This window comes from Marinagarivorans cellulosilyticus, from assembly GCF_021655555.1.
Taxonomy (GTDB): Bacteria; Pseudomonadota; Gammaproteobacteria; order Pseudomonadales; family Cellvibrionaceae; genus Marinagarivorans; species Marinagarivorans cellulosilyticus.
The window spans coordinates 2,724,593-2,745,606 of sequence record NZ_AP023086.1 but is presented as its reverse complement, the minus strand read 5'-3'; the positions used below and the strand labels follow the sequence as shown (position 1 = coordinate 2,745,606).

The window sequence follows — 21,014 nt, the reverse complement described above, 5'->3', positions numbered from 1 at the left end:
ACTGATGTTTCTAGGTTAAACGCAAAATATACTAACAAAAAAAAACCGGCTTTCGCCGGTTTTTAACACTCAAAAACAGCCTAAATTAATTAGTTGTTTCAGGTGTTGCCGCTTGCTGTTGCTGCTGTTGAACAGCGCGCGCAAACAAAGCTTCAAAATTAATAGGCGGTAAAGCTAATGCTGGGAAGCCGCCTTTTAATGCGCAGCTATCAACGGCTTCACGCGCATATGGGAATAAGATTTGTGGGCACATGGTGTTTAGCAATTGCGCTAATTGCTGGCCTTCAATGTCTTTTGCCAAGAATAAGCCGGCTTGCTGTACTTCAACCAAGAAGATGGTTTTTTCATCAATAGTGACATTGATGGTCAACTTTAAAACCACTTCGTAGTGGTTTTCGTCAACTTTGCTTGAAGTAGTGTTTAAATCTTGGCCGATTTTTGGGTTCCACTGCTGCTTAAACGCTTCAATACCTTGTGGCGCCTCAAAGGACATATCTTTAAGGTAAATGCGCTGTAACATGAACTGCGGGCCTTGTGCTTGACCTTGTGCGTTATTATCGTCTGCCATGATGTCTCCTAGTGGCTTTACGCCGGCTTTGTAATCTATCTATAAAGAAAAGCCTGCAACACAGTGCAGGCCATTAAGGATGATATGTATCGTTTACCCTATATGGGGTGCCTTCAGGCAGGATCAACCCTCTGTGGCTAAAAGTGCGTCTAGCTGGCCCTTTTGCTGAAGCTCAGCTAAGTCGTCGTAGCCGCCAACATGGGTTTGACCGATCCATATTTGCGGTACTGTTCGCTGGCCACTATCAGCCATCATTTTTTTCAGCATCGCATCGTCGCTATCCACTTTAATTTCGGTAAAGTTAGCGCCTTTGCTCACCAATAAGCGCTTAGCCATTACACAATAAGGGCAAAACTGCTTGCTGTACACGGTGATACTCATCCCTTTTTACCTTTGTTTTTACCTGCCTTAATGACGGGCAACTTCTGTGCATTCCACTCTGCCATACCGCCTTGCATACGCACCGCCTCAAAGCCCGCCTCGCGCAGTACTTTACCGGCATGGCCTGAATGCTGACCCATTTTATCTGTCACTATCACCTGCTTAGCTTTGTACTTTTCCAACTCACCTAAGCGGGTAGCTAAACTGCCATGTGGGATATTAATCGCATCAATAATATGCCCAGCCTTGTAGTCTGCGCTGTCACGTACATCTAGCAAGATGGCTTCTTCACTGTTGAGTAGGCGCGAAACCTCATGGTAACTCACTGTTTTACCACCCTTTTTACTTTCAAAGGTCATAAAAGCCACAATAAGCACCAACAACAGCGAAACCAGTATCCACTGCTCCGCTACAAAATCAATCCAACCCACAAAAACACCTCAATCTCGGTTATCTGGCTAAGCTAGAACATCTAAGCCGCCGTAAAAGGGCCGGAATTATACATCAATGACTTAGTGAATAGTGGCCCTCAACCCTGCAATAGGAATGTGCCTATAATACCCGCCATATTGCACCTAGCTGGACACACCTGAATTATGCTTTTTATTGGACTAAGTCTAACCACGGGCTTGATTGTTTTAGCGGCCATGCTACCCATAAGCCACTGCAGCCACTGGATAGTAAGAGGGCTCGACTTCCCGCGCTTCCAACTGGCAGTAATAGGCGCCGCGACCGCCGTTATATGTATTTTAGGGCTGGACTTTTCACAGCCGCAAAGCTGGTTGCTCGTGCTACTAAATATGGCCGCAACACTATACCAACTGTGGTGGATAGCCCCGTACACTCCCTGCTGGCCCAAGCAAGTTAAACGCACGGCACCGCATAGCAAGCACGCCTTAGTGCGCATACTTAGTAGCAACGTGCTAATGCCCAACAAAAATGCCGATGCACTCATTGATATTATTAAAGCCCGCAATCCAGATATTGTTGTTACGCTAGAATCAAACCAGTGGTGGGAAGATCAAATCAAAACCATTGAAGCACAATACCCGCACACCATTAAATGCCCCAAAGAAAACTTATACGGAATGCACGTTTATTCCAAGCATGCCCTGCACGATGGTAGCGTTAAGTATTTAATTGACGACGATATACCTTCCATTGAAGCATCCATCACGCTGGCAAATAATCGCTCAGTGCGTTTACACTTTTTACACCCCACACCGCCAAGCCCAACCGAAAGCGAAACCTCGCAGGATCGCGATAGCGAATTGATCCTTGTTGCCAAAAAACTCGCGAACTTCCAGGACCCGGTAATCGTTACCGGCGACCTCAACGATGTGGCTTGGTCAAAAACCACCCGTTTATTTCGGCATCAAAGCGGACTTAAAGACCCGCGCATTGGCCGCGGCATGTTTAATACCTTCCATGCCGGTTACTGGTTTTTACGCTGGCCGCTAGATCATCTATTCCATAGCGACCACTTCCAATTAAAAACCATGGCCCGGATTAAACTTAAAGGCTCTGACCACTTCGCCTTGTTCACCGAATTATCCTTAGCTAACGACTCCAACAAAACCACAACAGACACCCAACCCGATGCGCTTAGCGATGATGAAAAATCACTAATGCGCCAGCGCAAGCAAGAACAACAAGCCAAGGCTACCAATAACCATAACGGTTAATATCCATTACACCGGCAGCAATAGGGGAAACCTGCTCTAAGTGTTTACGGTAGCCATCCAGCTCAGCCCACAACCTTGGCTGCATACGGCGCACTCCGTAGCGATCGATAAAAAGGTCAAAATCTTTTTGCGTTTCAACTTCTGCAATGTCTTTAAGCATTTGTGTTACCTCTTTTGCTGTAACACTCAACATTAAATTAGGGTAGCTCCCCACCAATTCAGGCAATATTGTTACCGTATCTTGCGCCTGCTGGTAACGTAATGATTCGCCCAGCATAAATGCTACGTTGCTGTGCATTCGATTGCGCAATATCGAAAAGACTTGGCTGCTACCATCGGCATTCTTAAGGCTTAACAATGTGGTTTCCGGTAAAAATTGAATAAACGGCAATTGCTCGGCCGTTTTCTGCCTAAGCGTATTAAAAGCATCTGGCTCGGGAAAGGGCTTTAAAAGCTTAAGCGGCAAACCTTGCAAAAAACCCGACGCAGCAAACTCTTGCGCCCCGGCAAGTAACGGAAACTGACTAAACACATGGGTAAAAAACTCTGCTTTGGGTGCTTTCGTGGTATAGCTTATGGGGCTAGCATGCTTAAAATCCGGGGTGAAATAAGCTCCAAAAACCTTAATTTTTGCTGCCCCTTGATACCAGTGTTCATATTCTTTTTGACGCGCTTCAGGGGGTAACAAGCGCAAAAAATTAACCTCACCGCCGTTGCGAATCAAATCAAAATAAAGCCGCGTTTGTAACTGATGCGAGGTATTACCAAATACATTAAAACCAACCACCAACTCATAGTAAGACCGTTCTAATAAAGGGTAATCCATTAACCACGCTGTACGCGGAATATTGCCGCGAAAGCCCTGCACAACAGAGGCGTTATCGTGATGCCTAAAAACACTTAAAAAGGCATTTTTATTATTTTTGTTACCATCCCATAAAAGCTCAAAAGGAGCCATATCCGGCATCATACGACTATAGTGCTGGTCTCGCATTTTGGCGTAGGCATTACGCTTGCGGCTATATTTTAGCCATTGGTCGCCAAGCTCAGTTAATGCGTCTTTTTCACCGGGCAAACCAAGCAACGGGGTAGACTCGCGCCGATAAGCCTCGTCATTTACATACTGTTCTACCGCGGGGTTTTCAAACATCACCCAAAACTGATCGCGTATAACGTCGGTAGCAATTGGCCCATGGCACACCGGCCCGCGAATAAAATTACGAATAAAATACTCGGCGTCTTGCAATAAAAACTGATAGCGCAATTTAGCGGGAATATCCGCAAAGGTAAGAAATGGATTGGCGCGCTCTTGGTAGCTGTAACCCGGTAAAACATCAACCTGCCAATCGTCTGATAAAAAATGCGATTCAAAATAAGCCAAGCGCTTTTGATCTAACCGATAAGGAATATGATCTTTATAAACCAATGTTTGGGTAACAGGCACAAAGCGATAATAAAAATGTTCTGGCGGCGGCTCATTAGCCAGTACAGTTGCAACATCGACAGGAGGTTTGCCCGGTGGCGTTGTCGAGCGAATGAGCTTAAAGAAAACCGCGACGGGTTCTGCCCGTTTAGCCCCGAGCCGCACTTTTAGCTGGGCATCCGATTGAAAATATAAGTGACCCAAAATGAAATGTTCAAACAAATAGCGCGATAGCAACTGCTGCTTTTTACCCGGCCGATTAAACCAGGACTCCCATATATCCAGCTGTATTTGATCCTCCGGTAAAATACGAGCAGCCGATGGCGCTAAATTTTTATTGTTTGCCGCTTGCATGGTCCATTGCGTTAACACGCTATATTCACGATCACTGAGCCCTGCAACTGCCAGTGGCATACCGCCATTAGGGTTTTCGCGAGCATACTCATCCATGTCATTGCCAGCCGCGCAACTTAATTCACGCTCGGAGCCTAGCGTTAACATTGATTTAGTTACTTTAGTTGTGGCATCAATTTCTCGCGTTTTTCCAAGCGCAAGCATGTGATTCATCACCGATACAGAGCTAGGCGCCTTATCCGAAGGTTCTAAAATACTAAAAAACCCCTTTTCTCGCCATTCCGGTTGCGTGTACGCATCAACAAACAACCGCGTTGTTGGTGCTGCATCGATACGCGAAGCGTTGTAGACCGGCGCTTGTGTAGCACCGCGAATAATCCCCTCCAATGAAGTTAACTTTAATTGGCAAGGCGCATCGTAGCAGGCATGGCAAACAATGCATTTTCTATCCACAATAGGCTTAACATCTTGATAATAATTTAATGACGGTTTGGACTGTGGAGTATTTTGCAAACGAAATAACTCAGCCTGATAAGCCTGTTGTTGGGCGTTACTGATTTGCCCTCCACCCAACCAACTCGCGGTATTACACCCCAACAATGCCAAACCCACGGCTGCCATTAATAACCAAAATAGAAACTTTTTGATATTCAACGTCGCTCCTTACTCATTAATAATTACAAGCACTCCACCACACTATGCCAATAGCACTATCAAACGTCGCAGCAACGAATCGTTAGAGTTAACTAGGGGAACCTCTAAAAATAGTAATTTTTGTGTGAGAGCAAGAAAGCACCGCCCGGAGAGCCGCAGTTTACGTGGTGTAAATGAGGACTCGAGGACGGAGCTGACGCTGCTATCGCGGAAAAAGTGCATTTTTAGAGATGCCCTAGGGCAATAATAAGCGCTCTATGGTTGTTAGCTCTGGATCGCCGCCGCGCTCACCACAACCGGAGGCGATAAAGAGTGTTTTATTAACTACAGCAAAACCCGAGCCATGGCGCCCCTGAAGTAAATTTGGCCAGCGACTCCATTGCTTAAAGTGGGTATTAAATACCTCGACTTCACTGTGTGCCAATTGCTGCGCAATGCTTTCTCCGCCTGCCACAACAAGGCTATCGCGCCACGCGACTGTTGCATTACCGGCACGTTGCGTGGGTAAGCGCGGTGTTTTATCTGCTGGCAACCAGTGCCCTTGACTAAAATCATAAACATCCACATTAGCGACGGTTAAATCAATGCCTTGCCCTGTTTTATGCGATGTTGTTCGCCCACCCGCTGCGTACAATTTGCCGTCAATCACTGCCGCTTGAAAATGGTCTCGCGCATGCGGTGCATCAGGCAATGTACGCCACAAGCCTGTAACAGGATCGAACTCATCAAGCCACGCTTTGGCGCCATCCATATGGCCATCAGTAATACCGCCTAACCAGTATATTTTGTTGTTATAGACTACAGCCCCTGCCCCGCCGCGCCTGCGCGATTCTGGGATTGTTGTACCGTATTCAAATTTATCTTGCTCGGGGTAATAAATAACAACCTTATCCAGCGGTTTTTCATTGGGCCAATCCCCTGTCATCGCCCCAATAATATAAATAGCATTACCCCAAACAACCGGCTGAAAGTGGTGTATCTCTAGCGGGGGCTTCGACTTTTCTTGCCAGCTATTGGTCGCTGGGTTGTATACGTCAGTGGGGTTAACGCGACGCCCACCAATAAGATAAACCTTATCGTCATAGGCAATAACGGCCGCTTCATGGCGCGCCGTAGGTGTACCTAATGGCTGCAATTGCAACCACCCGCCTTTAGGCATACTGGCGCTTGGCTGGTTTGAGCAACTCAGCATAAGAGACAAGCCAGCACAGCAAAAAACAGATTTAAACACTTTATTTTTTAACAATTTCACCACAACCTCACGACATATCATTTTGTCTTATTAAACACTGCTATAGCACGCAAGGGTACGACAATTTGTTAGCATGGCGCTTTTTTACAGGCATTAAGATGAAGTTAAAGGGTAAACGCGTGCTTATTACCGCTGGCGCACAAGGCATAGGCCAAGCAATTAGCCAGCAATTTATAACAGCCGGCGCACATGTGGCCATTCACTATTTTTCCAGCAGTTTTGTAGCGCAAGAATTAGCCGCTAAGGCACAAAAAGAAGGGTTAAAGGCTATCGCCATCCAAGGCGATTTATGCAAAATAGATGACGCGCAAAAAGTTGTTGATACCGCAGTCAATCACCTAGGCGGGCTAGACATATTAATTAATAATGCCGGATCGCTTATCGACAGAAGAACACTTGAAAGCTGTGACTCCAATTTTTGGTACAAAGTCATCGATACCAATATATCCTCTGCGCAATTTGTTACTCAAGCCGCCGCGCCAGTTATGAAGAACAACCCCAACGGCAGTATTGTTAATTTAGCCTCGTTAGCCGGCCGTAAAGGTGGGCATCCGGGGTCGCTGGTATATAGCATGGCCAAAGGCGCAATTCTGACATGGACTCGGGCCCTTGCTAACGAGCTAGGGCCACACGGCATTCGCGTAAATGCCGTAGCGCCGGGCCTTATTTTAGGAACCTCCTTTCACAATACCCATACCACCAAAGATTCCGCCCAAGCTACCATCGCCAGTATTCCATTACAATGCGCCGGTACAGCAGACGACGTTGCTCGGGCGGTTATTTTTTTGGCTAGCGAATACGACGGTTTTATTAATGGCGCCACCCTAGATATTAATGGCGGCGTATACTGTGCCTAAGGGCATCTTTATAAACTAAAACTTATAAATTAGAGCGTCGCTTTGTAAGTTTTACAGAGCAACGCTGATTTTTTGTGTACTTTTCAAACTTCCCCAACGCCGCCTTTATCGATTAGTCAAAGCTTTGTGCAAAGCACTGCTATCGGCAGAACATCATACAGGCAACCCTTAAGGGCATGGTTATTGCTGGTCCCCTATAAATTATCAGCTTCAACCTAGAAACCGCAGTTGAGAGTCAAAAAGGTGCGTATTCCGTTGGTGTGCATGGCGTGTAGTAAAAATGTGTGGTCACCTTATTGGTGATGAATCATTTTTATCACGCGTCAGGTGCACCAAGGGGATGCGTAGACTTTGATGGTTCAACTGCGGTTTTTAGGTTAAAGCAGGCTATAGGGGCAAGATTGCCGTGAATATAAAATGGTTGAAAGATTCAAAACTCTATAGAGCGGCCTTGCCGGCGTGGTATTTTTTAAAACTACTAAAGCAAACCACTGCAGCATGGTGGCTGCGAGACCCTTTTCGCAACAGCTCCGTTATCGCCTACTACACGATATTTTCTCTGCCTGGGCTAATGGTGATTATTGTTAATGTACTGGGGTACGCATTTGGCACTCAACGCGCATCAGATGAGATTTTGAATCAAGTTAAAAGCACCATGGGCGCTCGGGTTGCCGAATCATTTAATACCATTATTAGCAGTACATTAACCAACAATGATTTCACTCTTAGCTCCGCAATAGGTTTAGCGACATTACTGTTTGGCGCAACAGGTGTATTTATTCAGATGCAGGTATCGCTCAACAACATATGGGGAGTCGAACCTCACCCTAAACGCGCATGGCTTAAATTTATTAAGGATAGGTTTTTCTCATTTGGCATTGTGTTAACTGTTGGGTTTCTTTTATTAGTTTCCTTATTGTTATCTACCGCGCTAAGCGCCGTTAGCACATGGTTAAGCTATCGTTTTACGCTACCGTTAAACACAGTATTTTATGCCATTGACGTATGCATATCCCTTAGTGTTGCGACCTTTTTGTTCTCTGCTATTTTTAAATTTTTACCCGATGTCGAAATAGACTGGAAAGATGTTTGGGGTGGCGCACTACTCACTTCAATACTGTTTATTGTTGCTAAGTTTCTGCTCAGTTTTTATCTTGCCCAAAGCGACCCCACATCGGCTTATGGTGCAGCCGGCAGCATAGTACTAACTATGCTGTGGGTGTCTTACTCGACAATGCTGTTACTTTTTGGGGCTGAATTCACAAGGGTCTACGCGCAATTTCGCGGCGAACGAATACAGGCTAGTGAATTTGCAATGCAAGAACAACCTTAAAAACAGAGCAATAAAAAGTGCCCAAGCTTTTACCAAGCTTGGGGACTTTTAGGCAAAACATTAGCTATGTAATAATCGGTTACCGGTTCACCGCATTAAAGCTTGTATTACTCGACCATTCAAAATTACCCGTACCATTAGGCTGGCGGGAATAGCTTTGATCTTCGGGGGCATCAACGTACTCGACATGATCTGCGATATCTAGATTGCCATTGACAAGATACACATTTTCCCCGCCCGCACTCAGCTTAAAGCTAGCATGTAAGCCTCCTAAGGTATCTGTTTCGTCATCGGCCCAAACCACTAAAGTACCGCCTGCAGCAATCACGGTCCCTTGCGGAAACGCCCAACGATCCAGCTTCGTATCTTCGTCGGTTAAATACCACCCCGATAAATCCACTGCTGCATTACCGTTATTGTACAACTCGATCCAATCGGAATAGGCGCCAGTCTCGTCTGCCTGCAGGCTTTCGTTGTCGGCAACCAGCTCGTTAATAACAACTGGGCTATTCACTTGCGACGCAGCCAAAACCTGATAAATGTACACATCGTGCTCGGCACCTACAGGGTTATAACTGGCCGAGCCTTTGCCGTCATTTGCAATAACTTCGATGTAGTAACGAACAAATTCACCTTTGGGCATTGGGGGTATTTCGGCCAACAAGCGGTTACCATTAATGTTCATGGCCACTTTCACAAATTCACCGGCTAACCCCTTACCATAATAAAGATATGCCGCTTGCGCACTGCCATCAACGGTTGCAGCAACGCTAACACTTTGGTCTTCTCTTGGGCGAATTGAAGGCGTACCCTCAACACTATCAACGACATCTCTGATTGCCACAGGATTGCCCGATAACTCAGAATGGGATGACAAATAATTATAACGCCGAGTAATAAAATCTTTTATGCCCTGCACATCTTGTTGATGCTCGCTATACGAATACGCTTTTATTGCATTAGGGTCGGCAATGCCGGGGCCAATTAAACTGGCATAAGTGTCAACAATAGGATGACTCACTTCAGGCTTTAACGATTCCTCCATAACGGTACGGTAATGAGCAAAATAACGTTCGCGAAGCTCTGGAATGCGCAGTAACGTATCAACCAACGGGAAGCGGTCGTCATCCATTCGGTATAGAGGGTTCCATGTTTCCGCAAAAGCGCCATGGAAAGCACTATTACCATCGTATTCAATAGGTAAAATACGGCCGGTAAAGACATCAAAATACACGTAATAATCTAGGCCGCCCTTATTTAAATAGCCATCGTCATCGGCAAAGATATTTTCTGAGGCGATAAACCATAAAGCTTCATCTATATCCATATACTGACCTAGCTCTTGAACAAGGTATTCAGGCGAGGCAACACCCATTGTGTGTGCCGCGTTGGCCAAATCCTGCCACGGGTTAGGCGCTTTTTCGGGATCAGAATATTTTAAATTATAATCGGCTTTATATTGATCGCCGCTTTCGCCCAAATCATTTAGCGTTGATTTACCAGCACCGAACAGGCTGGCAAAATCAAAACCACCGTCACCAAAACCACCGCCGAAACCGCCGCCAAAACCACCACCGAAGCCGCCTCCACCGCCACCCAACACAAAGCCACCAGCAACTTCGGCGCGCCAGCGAGTATTATCTTTATCAAAGAACCAATCATCGACATGGTCTTTTTCTAATTTTTCAAGATTGGTATAAATACCGTAGTCACGCCCATTAATCACAAGCTTCACAAAATTGGCTCGTGCCGCTGGCACGTTAGCGCCAATTAAATTTGAAAATAGCGTTTCTCGCATTGCCGATGGGTCTTCGTGGGCATTATTCAATTTAAGCTCGTCATAACCATTAATATCAACGCCGGTATCATTTGGGTCTAAATCAATAGCAAATGATTTTTTATCTTGATGGGCCGATTGATAACTGGTTGCACCGCGAAAACCTACACCAACACCTTCAATAACCTTATCTTTGTAACGTAAAGTAGCAGATACTTTCTGGCCGTTATTGGATTCTTTATTCGTTACCATTTGAGCCCAATAGTCGCCCTGCGAAAATTCCAGCGTAATCGTTTCTAGAGCAGCCTCGTTATAAAATTTTGACGTATAAAAACCACCGCGCTCAAGCCGCTCACCATCTTCACTAATGCGATATTCTTTAGGCAAATCAACAAACTGGCTAATGCTGCCATCTTGGACCTGCGCACTGGAGGCCGCAGAAGAACTTGCTTCCACCACTGAGCTGGCGCTACTACTAATACTCGCTTGGCTGCTTGTCGAGTCCTCACTAGAGGAGCTTGTAACCGTGCCGCCAGTGCAGGCACTCAACATCAATGCAGAAACCGCTAAGGTTAAAAAAGGATAAGTGTTCATAAAGTCCTCAAGAATAAGCAAAAATGGAAAAAACGAATAGCACCTACAATACGCCACCAAATATGCTCAAAATTGTTCATTTAAGGAAAATAGAGGACTATATCTCGTTTTTGACAGTTTTATGTCAATTTTGTGAACCACTCTAGATAAGGCCCAGAGCCAAGCCAAAAATAGAACTGCCCGCAACCCAAAAAAACAACAAGCTTTTGGGTTCGAAAACTTGACGCAAAGCTCAGTTTTTAAAGCGACACAGCCACGCCAGCTAGCCATAAAAAACTAGGATAAAACAACTTATTAATGGGCTTTCCTAGAGCAAACAGTACGCATGTTAAAAAATGACTAGCCTAAGAATTCAAACACAAAAAAGGCCGCTCTCGAATAAGAGCAGCCTTTAATCACTCAAAGCGCACATTAAACCAGCGCCTTAAAGTTGCAACCTAACAAGCCAAGAAAAAGCCGCTAAGTTGCCAGCCATACTTGGGCGCTAACGCAGCTTATGGCTTAGCCAGTTTACGCCGCACTTTAACGTAATCCACAACATCAATCATAGGGGCTACCCACAGATCACTTTTCTTCTTATCCAAATAAGCAATCAGGGCATCATGCGCCTCTTTCGATACATCAAGGCCATGCTCACCACCAACGCCATGAAAAAGAAAGACCACCAAGGCGCCTTGCTTAATGGCTTCATCAACGCGGCCTATTAGTTTTTCGGCGCTATCGCCCATTACCATAAACGAGCGAATATCACTTAAATCCATCGTCTCAATTTTTTCATAACCGCCTTGTACTCCACGTGCACCAGGAAAGCTCTGCATCACCTGCCCAACAAAAGACTCCCCACCAGCGCTTTTATCACCACACGTATAAGCAAATGTGCGCTTAGATTTACCATCAACAGCTGTCAGCAAGACATTGGTCATTGCAATATTATCGACCATGCGCTGCACGCTCCACGTTGAAAGGTCGGTCGCTTTACTCACCCAATCGCGGCCCGGCTGGCTGCCATCGCATGGATGGAACATCGTGTGATTACCCAGTTCGTGCCCCGCCTTCGCCATTGCGCGCCAATCTGATATCCGCGCTTTAAAAGGCTCGCTACTTACCGTGACATAAAAGGTGCCTTTAAACCGGTACTTATCCAATGTTTGCATAGCGTTATCTAAGTGCACACCTAAAGCATCGTCGTAGGTTAAAACCACCGCCGCCTTTTTGCCCTTCCAATCTCCCGATATCGCCGCAGTAGAACTCAGCAAAAGCAGGAAAACCATCAAAATTTTCATACGCCAACACCCTTAATATTAAAATATTTAGGTAAGTGTAGAGCCCAATAGCACGAGCAGCCAACTGAGACATACATTTCTTTAAAACAAAAAAATCCCGCCCTGTTTCCAAGGCGGGATTTTATTTAGGCTGGCTCATACTGAGCCTTTCAACGCCTACTTAATTACATGCCCCAAACGTCTCGCAGCATGTTCATTTTCACGTTATCAACGCCATCCCAAAGACCCCAGCTCTTACCGTCTCGCGCATAACCGTGCTCAAACACACCGCCAGTATCACTCGACTCAGGGTTAATGCCCCAGTAGCAAGATTCGATATCCTCCTCTTTAAGATACTTAGCAAATTGACGCTGCCATTGGAAATCGATATTAGCTTCACCGGGGCCATTAGTAAGGTGGCTCCAAGCTTCAGCTTCAGATTGACGTGCGCCACCGCCCGTAGGCCAGTAGCGGTTACCGCCCCACTCACCAATAACAGTGGCGTAACCCAAATCGCGCAAGAAGCCGAAATGCTCTTCCCAACCCGGCTTAAGTCGGTCGTACTCCATAATCATATCGCAACCCGACCCATGATTGGCAGCCTCTTCACCGTGCAAGCCCTCGCAGGTTGGGTCTTTATCAAGATTCATGAAGTGCGCTTGCTGATACACAGCAGGGCCATAGGTATGCGGTGAAATCACCAAACGGTCTTGCGGAATATCCAGTGGGCGATTCATGAAACCGTAGAAGTTCTCACCCCAGTTCGGGTTAGTGGCCATTTCGCCATGCGGCTCTTCATCGTTTACACGGTTACCGCCAGAAATACCCTGCACAAAGATCAAAAGGTTAGGGTTATGCTGCTCAATCACCTTATAAGCTTTTTCCGCTAAAGTTGCCCACTGATCCCAAGTGTAATCCCACGGCTCGTTGAAGATATCGATACCTATAACATTGGGGTGATCCATAGCAAGCTTAGCGATAGTCTCAATATCAGCTAACCATTTTGCTTCGTTATAAGCGTGAACAGTTATACCAGCGCCAGCAGGGCCACAACTGTAACCCTCACGAGTAAACTCGTAATCGTCGCCACGGTTCGCATCAACCCAAGGTGGCTGAGCATCCAAGCGGCCTGCACGCCAACCGACATAGTTTGAGCACGAGTGAATATCAATCATCACGTTTACGTTTTCTGACTCTGCTGTTTCCAAGAAGCCAATCATTGCATCATAAGCGTCGGCATAGGGGTAAGCAGAATAGATGTTTTTAAGGTTTTGCCCTTTAAGGTCGGCTGGCGCATTAATGTCGCGATAGCCTTGACCATCTGGATGGCCTTTAACTAACGTCTGCGGCGCAATAGGCAAGCGAATAGTATTGAAGCCCAAGCCCTTAATTTCGGTCATGTCATTTTCCATCGTGCGGCCGGTGTCATCCCACCACATATTGCCGATGTAAAGCTCCATGGGCGCCTCACCACTGGCCTCATGCTGACCTTCTAGACCAAACCAGTTACCACAACGTACCGGCAACTCTTGACCATTCTTAATTACTTTACCGTTTTTAACACGGAAAATACCATTAGTGCCTGATTGCGGTGGCTGATATGAAGCCACAAATTCAGCAATCTGTTCTGCTGGGGTAAGGCTTGCATTTGGCGCCGAAGACACCGAAGCCGCAGAAGATACTGTAGCGACCGAAGAAACTGCAGGCGCGGATGAGGCCACAACAGGCACAGAAGATGCGGTTTGAGCAGTAGAACTATTGCCCACGCCGACAGCCTCACTAGATGAACTCTCACCGCCGGTACCAACACAAGCGGTTAGCGCGGCAATAGATGCGGCTAAGAATGTATGCTTAGCGATTGTTTTACCGCTAAGCCTATTTAAATTATGAATCATTAAACTCTCCAAACGTGGCGATTATTATCGATTAAAAGCTACAAGAAAACGCAGCTATTTTATGAGGTACCATCTGTTGTTTATGTGGATTAAAGACCCTAAAAGCCTGTTAATTCATACGCCGATTAAACACCACAATAATCAAGCCGCAAGCCACGGTAAGTAAAGAGATTTATCCCTCTAAAATGTGATACCACTAACACTTCAAGAAAAGTCTAAGCGTGATATTGTTGAATAGAATAATAACAAGGTAATTAAAGTACATTTTTAAATATCAGCAAAAGGCGCAGCCGTATCTGTGACAAAAATCACACTAAGTAGAAAAAATTTGATTGAGCTAAATTAACAACCACTATTGCCAAATGGCAAAAAAATAACCGATAAAAAATAGCAGCGTGAAAATAGACTCCCAAAAAAAGTTAAAAACAAAACCCTTATAGCTATTAATTATAATTACCTACAGTAGGTAATTTTTGTTTCGTGCTCATATACACTAGGTGCCGCCAAACAAGTATTCAGTGGAAGTACTTTCCAAATTTTTACGAACAACACATCAAGATGCTACATAATGTAAAAACCACCCAACAATAGAAGAGCTCGCTTGTAAGTTACCAAGCAAGGTAATCTCTAAAAATAGTGATTTTTGGTGAGAACGAAGAAATACAGTGCTAGACAGCAGAATGGATTCAGAAGGTAGAGCGACCCATCGATGAAGGATGCCCCTCATTAGACATCACAGGAGAAACACAATGCAAAGGAAGCCAAAATAGAGAACCCCAGCTTACGCAGGGTAATGCACTCAGCGCATCCTTGCGCCTCCCCTTCTAGGCAGCAAGCTGTGCAAGTTGACCCTTCAATTTGCGAGGGCTAGAGAACGGAGCTTATTATGTACGACGCGCGGCATACCGCGTTAGAGAAGTAAAAACAGTGACGGCGCTATCACAGAAAAAACCCTACAACAAGCGCACTACCTCTACATTTCATTCACCGCAGTCAGGGCCATCGGTTGGGATTAAATGCTCATAGCGGGCATCGGTTAATGAGTATAAAAAGCACACCATAGCTTCTACTTTTTCTGGCGTGAGTTTTTTACCATCTTCAAGCTCTGTAAGGCTAATATTTTCTGGCACTTCTGGGGCGGCCCACGTATCACCAGTTTCTGGGTTTATAGTAAATTCGCTATTTGTTAAATAGTGATCATAAAATTGGATAACCGTGCTTAAGCGCTTAAAAACCCCGTTATGCATATAAGGCGCAGTAACCGCAATATTCCGCAAAGTCGGCACTTTAAATTTACCGCGCGCCGACGCATCGGTTACCTGCGGGTTATCCATCAAACCCTGATCGACAAAATCACCACCTTTGCTATTTATGGCCCTAACCGCCTGATTAACCGGAACACCAATATTGTGATATTCGTAACTGGTAAATAATTCTTGCCGATGGCTATTAGGTTTTAATTGGTGACATGTGGCGCAATTAGTAAACTGTTGCGAGAAAAACAACCCCTTTCCTTCTGCCGCTTTTGATAGCGGGTCGTAAAAATATTCACCGCGTAAATAGCGGTCATATTTCGAATCAAAAGGCGCAAACTCAGGCGTTTGCTCAAAGGCTGCAATGCTTTTGAGGACACCCAAACGCTAGAAGCGACAAGATGAAGCTAGCGGAAACCCTCAGCGGATGCTTTGGCAGGGATAGCCAATGATAGAGTTGCAGGAGCATGAACTCCAGATTGCGCTGAGGAGCCTACTGCGCCGGCAGGATAGCGGTGGTAGCCATCGCAGGAGCATGATGTCGAGATGGGTTTACGGCGAGTTTCAGCTGGCTTTACCCTGTCGCACCCCGATTGCTAAAGCGAGTGCCTGCCCTAGCTATTCGTAGGTTGTACTGGTAGCGGTTCAACGGAATCTTCCCAGTGGCTGAGTGCCTGTCCAGCACTACTGCTGCATTATTGTTCTGTCCTGCAATACTGTTCTTCTCGAAACAGATTTAAAGGGCTAGACAGGAATCGGGCCAAAATTGCTTTGGCACGCTGTACTCAACGCACTCCCATTTGAAATCTGCACCGTGTACCTTAGGTTTGAGTAGCAAAACATCGCCTTTTATTGATTCCGGCCATGCAAAAATAATAACTACCGAAGCCTCGCCGTCAATGCCAATTTCTGTACCATCAGCTAATACTTGGGGTATATCAATATCTAGATCACGGTAGCTTTTCGGAAAAGCCCCCCTCTCCTTGAAATAAGTTTCAACGGCAACTTGAACAACTCGAGATTCGCCAATTGCAGTACTTACAGCCGCTCGCGTTGCGTGCTGCTGAAGAGCGGGAACTACTTCTTTTTTAAAAGCAATCGTTAGCACGATTATCACCGCAAGACCGAGAACCGCAGCTATAACTAGCCAAGTAATACCTTCATCCCCATGGCCTCTAGGTTTGTTTTCATTATGCTTGAAATCCCAATTGCGCTGAACAGTGGACAAAAATATCCAAGCTTCGACAAAGGCGATGATTGCTGGAATTAAAGTCCATGATAATAGCACATAGAAAATCCCCCACCATTGCCCTAAGTAGAACCGATGAACACCCACACCACCCAACAATATGGCGAGCACAGCCGCACCTGCACGACTTTTGTATGGCCTTTTGCGCAGGTTTGCACCGCACTTATAACAACGACTGGAGCTCGCATCAAGTATGGTTGAGCAGGATATGCATGGGATTTCTGTGGTGGAAGTCGAACTTATATTGCTGTTATTACTTGCCATAAATATTCTCTCGTTAATCCCTAAAACACATAATTACGGAAGCTATAATAACAATCGCATTCGAGGACATCCACATCACTATCGTTCAGCGTGGGACTAGTAAGCCTTAACTGAAGTTAACGCTCAGAATCAGCTTACATTACAGTAATCCGCTCCCCAAACAATCGCATTCGAGGACATCCACATCACTATCGTTCAGCGTGGGACTAGTAAGCCTTAACTGAAGTTAACGCTCAGAATCAGCTTACATTACAGTAATCCGCTCCCCACAACTGAAAGGCTTAATGGTTCATGAGGCGGTCGGTTCGTAGAGGGCATATTCGGGGACACCCACATCCCCCCCACCTCACAAAACGTTTACAACCACCTGCATATCTAAGCCTGCGCGTAATATGCTTGAACTGCCAGCCGTTTTGCTACGGGTTGAAATCAAAAACAAAGCGCGCCCTTGAAGAGCCTTGATTCCCCCTCCCCGAACTAAACCCTTAACGCACAGCTAAACATAGCCCATGCAGCTATACTCTAAAAAAAGACTAACCTCTAAACTACATGATAATTCCAAAACGCTAATGACAATAAAAAATCAATATCAAAAGCTGGAACAACTCAAGCCCGAGCAACGCCAAGCGCTTGAAGATCAGCTGGGTTCGATGGGTGATTTTTCGCTGGCACGGGCCTTTAATATCAAGCCTTCGGTACTGAAAAGACTCCGTAAAAAGCTGGGTATTAAAGGTATAAGCGAGACATTTCAGACCGGTAGCATTCAATGGACGGCAACTAAAATTAAAAAGCTGGGCTCAACTTTTGATACCCAATTAGCAAGGGAATGGGGCGTAAGGCCTGGGTTGGTCACGGACAAACGCAACAGCCTAGGAATTTCACCTTACCGGCAGCAAGACCTGCCTACTGGCGATAAACGCCATATTAAGCACATTTGGCAACCCGAAGAAATCGCCTTATTGGGTACCGACTTTGACACAGTTATCGCAGATAATGTTGGTTTGAGCCCGTCCACCGTAACCCACTATCGGAATTCGATGGGCATCGACCCCTTTAGCGAGCGCTCGCCTATCGAATGGTCACAAGAAATGCTTGACCGCCTTGGAGAGGTGAGTGATTTAGAATATGCAGAGTATTTTGGTATTAGCTATGTAGCCGCTCGCTCTAAGCGAATACTCATGGACATTCCCAATGCAGTCACAGGCGAATTAACGCCGCTACCTCAACTTTCCAATGCCGTTATAAAAAGGTTGGGTAAAATGACTGACCAAGGCATTAGCCAAAAGCACAACCTTACACGCGCTAAAATCAGACTAGTACGTCAATACCATGGCATTCCACCTTTTAACCCCCCAAAAACGGGCCGCAAGTATGACTGGAATAAAACATTACTCAAAAAGATGGGTAAATCCAGTGATCGCGACCTTGCGATTGAGTTCAATATCCCTAAAGGTCTTATCTCTTCGAAGCGCCGTCAACTTGGCACCCCGTTGTCCGAGGCTGCGGGCAGTTTTGACTGGACACCCATAATGCTTAAGCAATTGCCCTTGATGGCACCACCATATTTTTCCCAATCATTTAAAGTGGACCTATCTGTTGTACGACAAAAACTGGCCGAACTCAACATTACTGCGCATCAAGGCGCTAAGCACTGGTTAGATGAAGAACTAGCATTGATTGGCACCAATACAGATCCTCACATTGCCAAATTACTTGGCTTAAATACTACTCTTGTCAGGCTTAAGCGGCACGAACTCGGCATTGCCAGCTTTCGTAGGAGCGGGCCATTTGACTGGCAACCTCAGGATATTGAGTTGCTGGGAAAATACACCGATGCTGAAATTGGCTATCAACTGGGTTTGCATCCGTCAGCGGTAAGCAAGGCACGCAAGCGCCTAAAAATAGCCCCCTGCAATCGTTTGAGCGGGCAATATGAAAAGTTAGTCGAGTGAAAGCCCCCTCCGTAAATAGGGAGTCTGCAGGGTGAAGATCAATGCCATTAACTTAAGGCTAGTTAAGCGGTAGGCGGTGATTTTTCAGGACCCTCACGCTCCGGGAGCGCGTGCGGAGCGCCCATGGATTGGCTTGAGCGAGTCCAGAAAAATTGTCGGCTGCCGCTAAGTTAATGACATTGGGGTGAAGATAGCAGAATCCACATTACGCTCATCCAGCTTGGGATTGAAAGCACCTTCAATTCAACTAACAGTAAGCTTTAACTAAATTTAACGTTCAGCATCTGAAGCAGCCAAAATCACGGCAACTTGCTCCCTTACAGCTGCAGGGTTCAATGGTTTATTTGGCAAATACTGTTGATCCAACCACGCAAGAATATCGCGCCGAATAACTCCAGTATGTGGCACGCAATAACCTTCATCACGTACGTACACTTGTCTTGCATAAATAGAAGGTGAGGTATATGACTGACAAAAGCTGTAGCCATGGTTTGCCATAAAACTCGACAACATAAACCCGTACACAAGCCTAGCGACCACAGCAGAACCTGCAAAGAATAAACAAATACTCATTGTTTTAGAAATTCGAGCAGAAGTGGCCTTGTTAAAAAGGCGTAAAAAAAGACCATAGATAATACCGAAAAAACAAGGCATTACTACGATAGTGGGCAAGTCCCAGCCAGAAACAGATACATAAGCATTTTCTCGCGCTAGCCGATCTAGGTTGTCTAATAAATCACTAACCTGCACCCACAATATTATTAGCGTAACTGATAGCAAGAGTACAATTGCGCTTTGAATTCTAAGCTGGTAAATGGTGCCCTGCTCTTCAGAGCTCGCCGTAGCTTTATTCATTATCGAGTATTGCCAAAATTGGGTACGCCAAATTGTAATTGATACTGTAAATTCGAAAATGTTTATCGATTTAATATATAACGATATTGCTTAGGTTTACCTCATACTGGACGTAAAAGCTTACGTCAGTCTAGGCAAGAGCGAGGAACATATCCTGGGTCATGGGCCGCGCCATCCATAATAATATCAATCAATTCACCCTGCCGGACCACAACAAAATGTAAAAGCGTTACATCTTTTATCAACTGATAGAGCTCTCTTACCCGCCTGGGCTCACTAATGGATATGCCGTTTATTGATATAATAATGTCACCTTCCAGAAAAAGTAAGTTGTCAACACCCTCCGCTCTTCGTCTCGGTTTTACCCTGTAACCCACCATTTCCCCGTTATCTCGTGCAACCATAAAACGCAAATCCTCCCTAGCGCTATTTGTCACTAATAGCGCCGAATCCTCAGGGCTTAAAGCATTAACTATTGAATTTAAACCTTCTTGATACTCAGCATTTAATATGGCAACGTCTTTATTATATTGCTCTAAACCGAATGACATAGAGTCTCTAAGCAGATCATCAAGCTTATTTAGCTTTTCAATAGCGCTGGCGCCATGGCTAGACTTTAAAAATTCAGTTAAAAGGTCAGACTCTTGTGGCTCCAAATAATTATCCAGCGAAGCCGTCAATTTAAACAGCTCTCGCTCCTTATCTTTTAGCAACGCCTCAATATTTTTAGCCTTCAATACCTCAATGGCTGCTTTCAAGTCCTCGAGTTTCTTTGTAGTTTTTTTGGCTTGCTGTATTTTTTTAAGGGTAGTAGCACCATATTTCGAGCTAATGAATTTATATATGGCATCCACTTCTTCTGGTGTGAAATCATTTTCCAAAAAACTCTTAATTTCTAGAAAACGAACATCCCAATCGAGATGTTGTTTGTAAGCACTAACAACACCATTCCTGCGCTGTTGATGCAATGCGAAAAATTCGGCACGACCCGCTCGCCTATCAACCACCAAGCTAGGAAGCAAGTAGTCAAACCTCTCTTGGAACTCTGCTTGATACCCGAGAACACTTATTATCTTTTCAATTTTGGGGAGCGAAGCATCAGTAGCCGCTAAAGAAAGGAAAAGTACCAGTACAATTATTTTACTCATAAACCCTCTGTAGGGCATCTCTAAAAATGCACTTTTTCCGCGATAGCGGCGTCAGCGCCGTCCTCGAATCCTCATTTACCCCACGTAAACTGCGGTTCTCCGGGCGGCGCTTTCTTGCTCTCACGAAAAAATCACTATTTTTAGAGGCGCCCTGTATTGTACTTTGGCGACACAATCTAACTAAATTGTAGTTATGCACCCTAGAAACATCAATGCTTCAAAGACAAGCCAATAACCCATAGGTTCGGTTCGGGGCGG

Annotated in this window: 16 protein-coding genes; 4 read left to right on the top strand and 12 right to left on the bottom strand. The window is 45.4% G+C overall.

Going from position 1 to position 21,014, the window contains the following annotated elements; translation table 11 throughout:
- Nucleotides 1–85 precede the first annotated feature (85 nt).
- From secB to MARGE09_RS11010, 3 genes are all read right to left on the bottom strand, one after another.
- Nucleotides 86–568 carry a protein-export chaperone SecB gene (secB, locus tag MARGE09_RS11020; RefSeq protein ID WP_236981887.1) on the bottom strand — a complete coding sequence of 161 codons (483 nt, stop codon included), beginning with the start codon at nucleotides 566–568 and terminating at the stop codon, nucleotides 86–88.
- Nucleotides 569–691: 123 nt separating this feature from the next.
- Nucleotides 692–949 (bottom strand): glutaredoxin 3, encoded by a 258-nt coding sequence (gene grxC, locus MARGE09_RS11015; RefSeq protein WP_236981885.1) that lies wholly within the window; start codon nucleotides 947–949, stop codon nucleotides 692–694.
- Nucleotides 946–1,380 carry a rhodanese-like domain-containing protein gene (locus tag MARGE09_RS11010; protein WP_338040696.1) on the bottom strand — a complete coding sequence of 145 codons (435 nt, stop codon included), beginning with the start codon at nucleotides 1,378–1,380 and terminating at the stop codon, nucleotides 946–948. The genes grxC and MARGE09_RS11010 overlap by 4 nt, the downstream gene beginning before the upstream one ends.
- 165 nt (nucleotides 1,381–1,545) lie before the next feature.
- Between MARGE09_RS11010 and MARGE09_RS11005 the strand changes: the two genes are divergently transcribed.
- Entirely contained in the window at nucleotides 1,546–2,634 is a 1,089-nt protein-coding gene (locus MARGE09_RS11005) for an endonuclease/exonuclease/phosphatase family protein (RefSeq protein ID WP_236981883.1), read from the top strand.
- Here MARGE09_RS11005 and MARGE09_RS11000 read toward each other — a convergent pair.
- The gene (locus MARGE09_RS11000) at nucleotides 2,612–5,065 is read right to left on the bottom strand and encodes a fatty acid cis/trans isomerase (protein WP_236981881.1); all 2,454 of its coding nucleotides are present in this window, start codon (nucleotides 5,063–5,065) and stop codon (nucleotides 2,612–2,614) included. The genes MARGE09_RS11005 and MARGE09_RS11000 overlap by 23 nt on opposite strands.
- Before the next feature lie 235 nt (nucleotides 5,066–5,300).
- Nucleotides 5,301–6,257 carry a Kelch repeat-containing protein gene (locus MARGE09_RS10995; protein WP_236981879.1) on the bottom strand — a complete coding sequence of 319 codons (957 nt, stop codon included), beginning with the start codon at nucleotides 6,255–6,257 and terminating at the stop codon, nucleotides 5,301–5,303.
- A 158-nt stretch (nucleotides 6,258–6,415) separates the two neighbouring features.
- On the opposite strand from MARGE09_RS10995, the gene MARGE09_RS10990 reads away from it, so the two are divergent.
- A complete protein-coding gene (locus MARGE09_RS10990; RefSeq protein WP_236981877.1) occupies nucleotides 6,416–7,174 on the top strand; it encodes an SDR family NAD(P)-dependent oxidoreductase in 759 nt (252 codons plus the stop codon).
- Between the two features lie 406 nt (nucleotides 7,175–7,580).
- Entirely contained in the window at nucleotides 7,581–8,507 is a 927-nt protein-coding gene (locus tag MARGE09_RS10985) for a YihY/virulence factor BrkB family protein (RefSeq protein ID WP_236981875.1), read from the top strand.
- A gap of 79 nt (nucleotides 8,508–8,586) precedes the next feature.
- On the opposite strand, the gene MARGE09_RS10980 is transcribed toward MARGE09_RS10985, so the two are convergent.
- From MARGE09_RS10980 to MARGE09_RS10960, 5 genes are all read right to left on the bottom strand, one after another.
- Nucleotides 8,587–10,878 carry a CotH kinase family protein gene (locus MARGE09_RS10980; protein WP_236981874.1) on the bottom strand — a complete coding sequence of 764 codons (2,292 nt, stop codon included), beginning with the start codon at nucleotides 10,876–10,878 and terminating at the stop codon, nucleotides 8,587–8,589.
- Nucleotides 10,879–11,372: 494 nt separating this feature from the next.
- Nucleotides 11,373–12,161, bottom strand: coding sequence for a polysaccharide deacetylase family protein (locus MARGE09_RS10975; RefSeq protein WP_236981873.1), 789 nt, complete (start codon nucleotides 12,159–12,161; stop codon nucleotides 11,373–11,375).
- A 164-nt stretch (nucleotides 12,162–12,325) separates the two neighbouring features.
- Nucleotides 12,326–14,035 carry a glycoside hydrolase family 5 protein gene (locus tag MARGE09_RS10970; RefSeq protein ID WP_236981872.1) on the bottom strand — a complete coding sequence of 570 codons (1,710 nt, stop codon included), beginning with the start codon at nucleotides 14,033–14,035 and terminating at the stop codon, nucleotides 12,326–12,328.
- Nucleotides 14,036–15,015: 980 nt separating this feature from the next.
- On the bottom strand, nucleotides 15,016–15,672 hold the full coding sequence (locus tag MARGE09_RS10965; protein ID WP_236981871.1) for a cytochrome-c peroxidase: 657 nt from the start codon (nucleotides 15,670–15,672) through the stop codon (nucleotides 15,016–15,018).
- Nucleotides 15,673–16,024: 352 nt separating this feature from the next.
- The gene (locus MARGE09_RS10960; protein ID WP_255711635.1) at nucleotides 16,025–16,801 is read right to left on the bottom strand and encodes an NINE protein; all 777 of its coding nucleotides are present in this window, start codon (nucleotides 16,799–16,801) and stop codon (nucleotides 16,025–16,027) included.
- 569 nt (nucleotides 16,802–17,370) lie between these two features.
- Between MARGE09_RS10960 and MARGE09_RS10955 the strand changes: the two genes are divergently transcribed.
- The gene (locus tag MARGE09_RS10955; protein WP_236981869.1) at nucleotides 17,371–18,753 is read left to right on the top strand and encodes a hypothetical protein; all 1,383 of its coding nucleotides are present in this window, start codon (nucleotides 17,371–17,373) and stop codon (nucleotides 18,751–18,753) included.
- A 270-nt stretch (nucleotides 18,754–19,023) separates the two neighbouring features.
- Here MARGE09_RS10955 and MARGE09_RS10950 read toward each other — a convergent pair whose 3' ends face one another.
- Together MARGE09_RS10950 and MARGE09_RS10945 are read right to left on the bottom strand one after the other, a co-directional pair.
- Nucleotides 19,024–19,608: a hypothetical protein gene (locus MARGE09_RS10950; protein WP_236981867.1), complete on the bottom strand. Its 585-nt coding sequence runs from the start codon at nucleotides 19,606–19,608 to the stop codon at nucleotides 19,024–19,026.
- Between the two features lie 125 nt (nucleotides 19,609–19,733).
- Nucleotides 19,734–20,756, bottom strand: coding sequence for a hypothetical protein (locus tag MARGE09_RS10945; RefSeq protein ID WP_236981866.1), 1,023 nt, complete (start codon nucleotides 20,754–20,756; stop codon nucleotides 19,734–19,736).
- Nucleotides 20,757–21,014 lie beyond the last annotated feature (258 nt).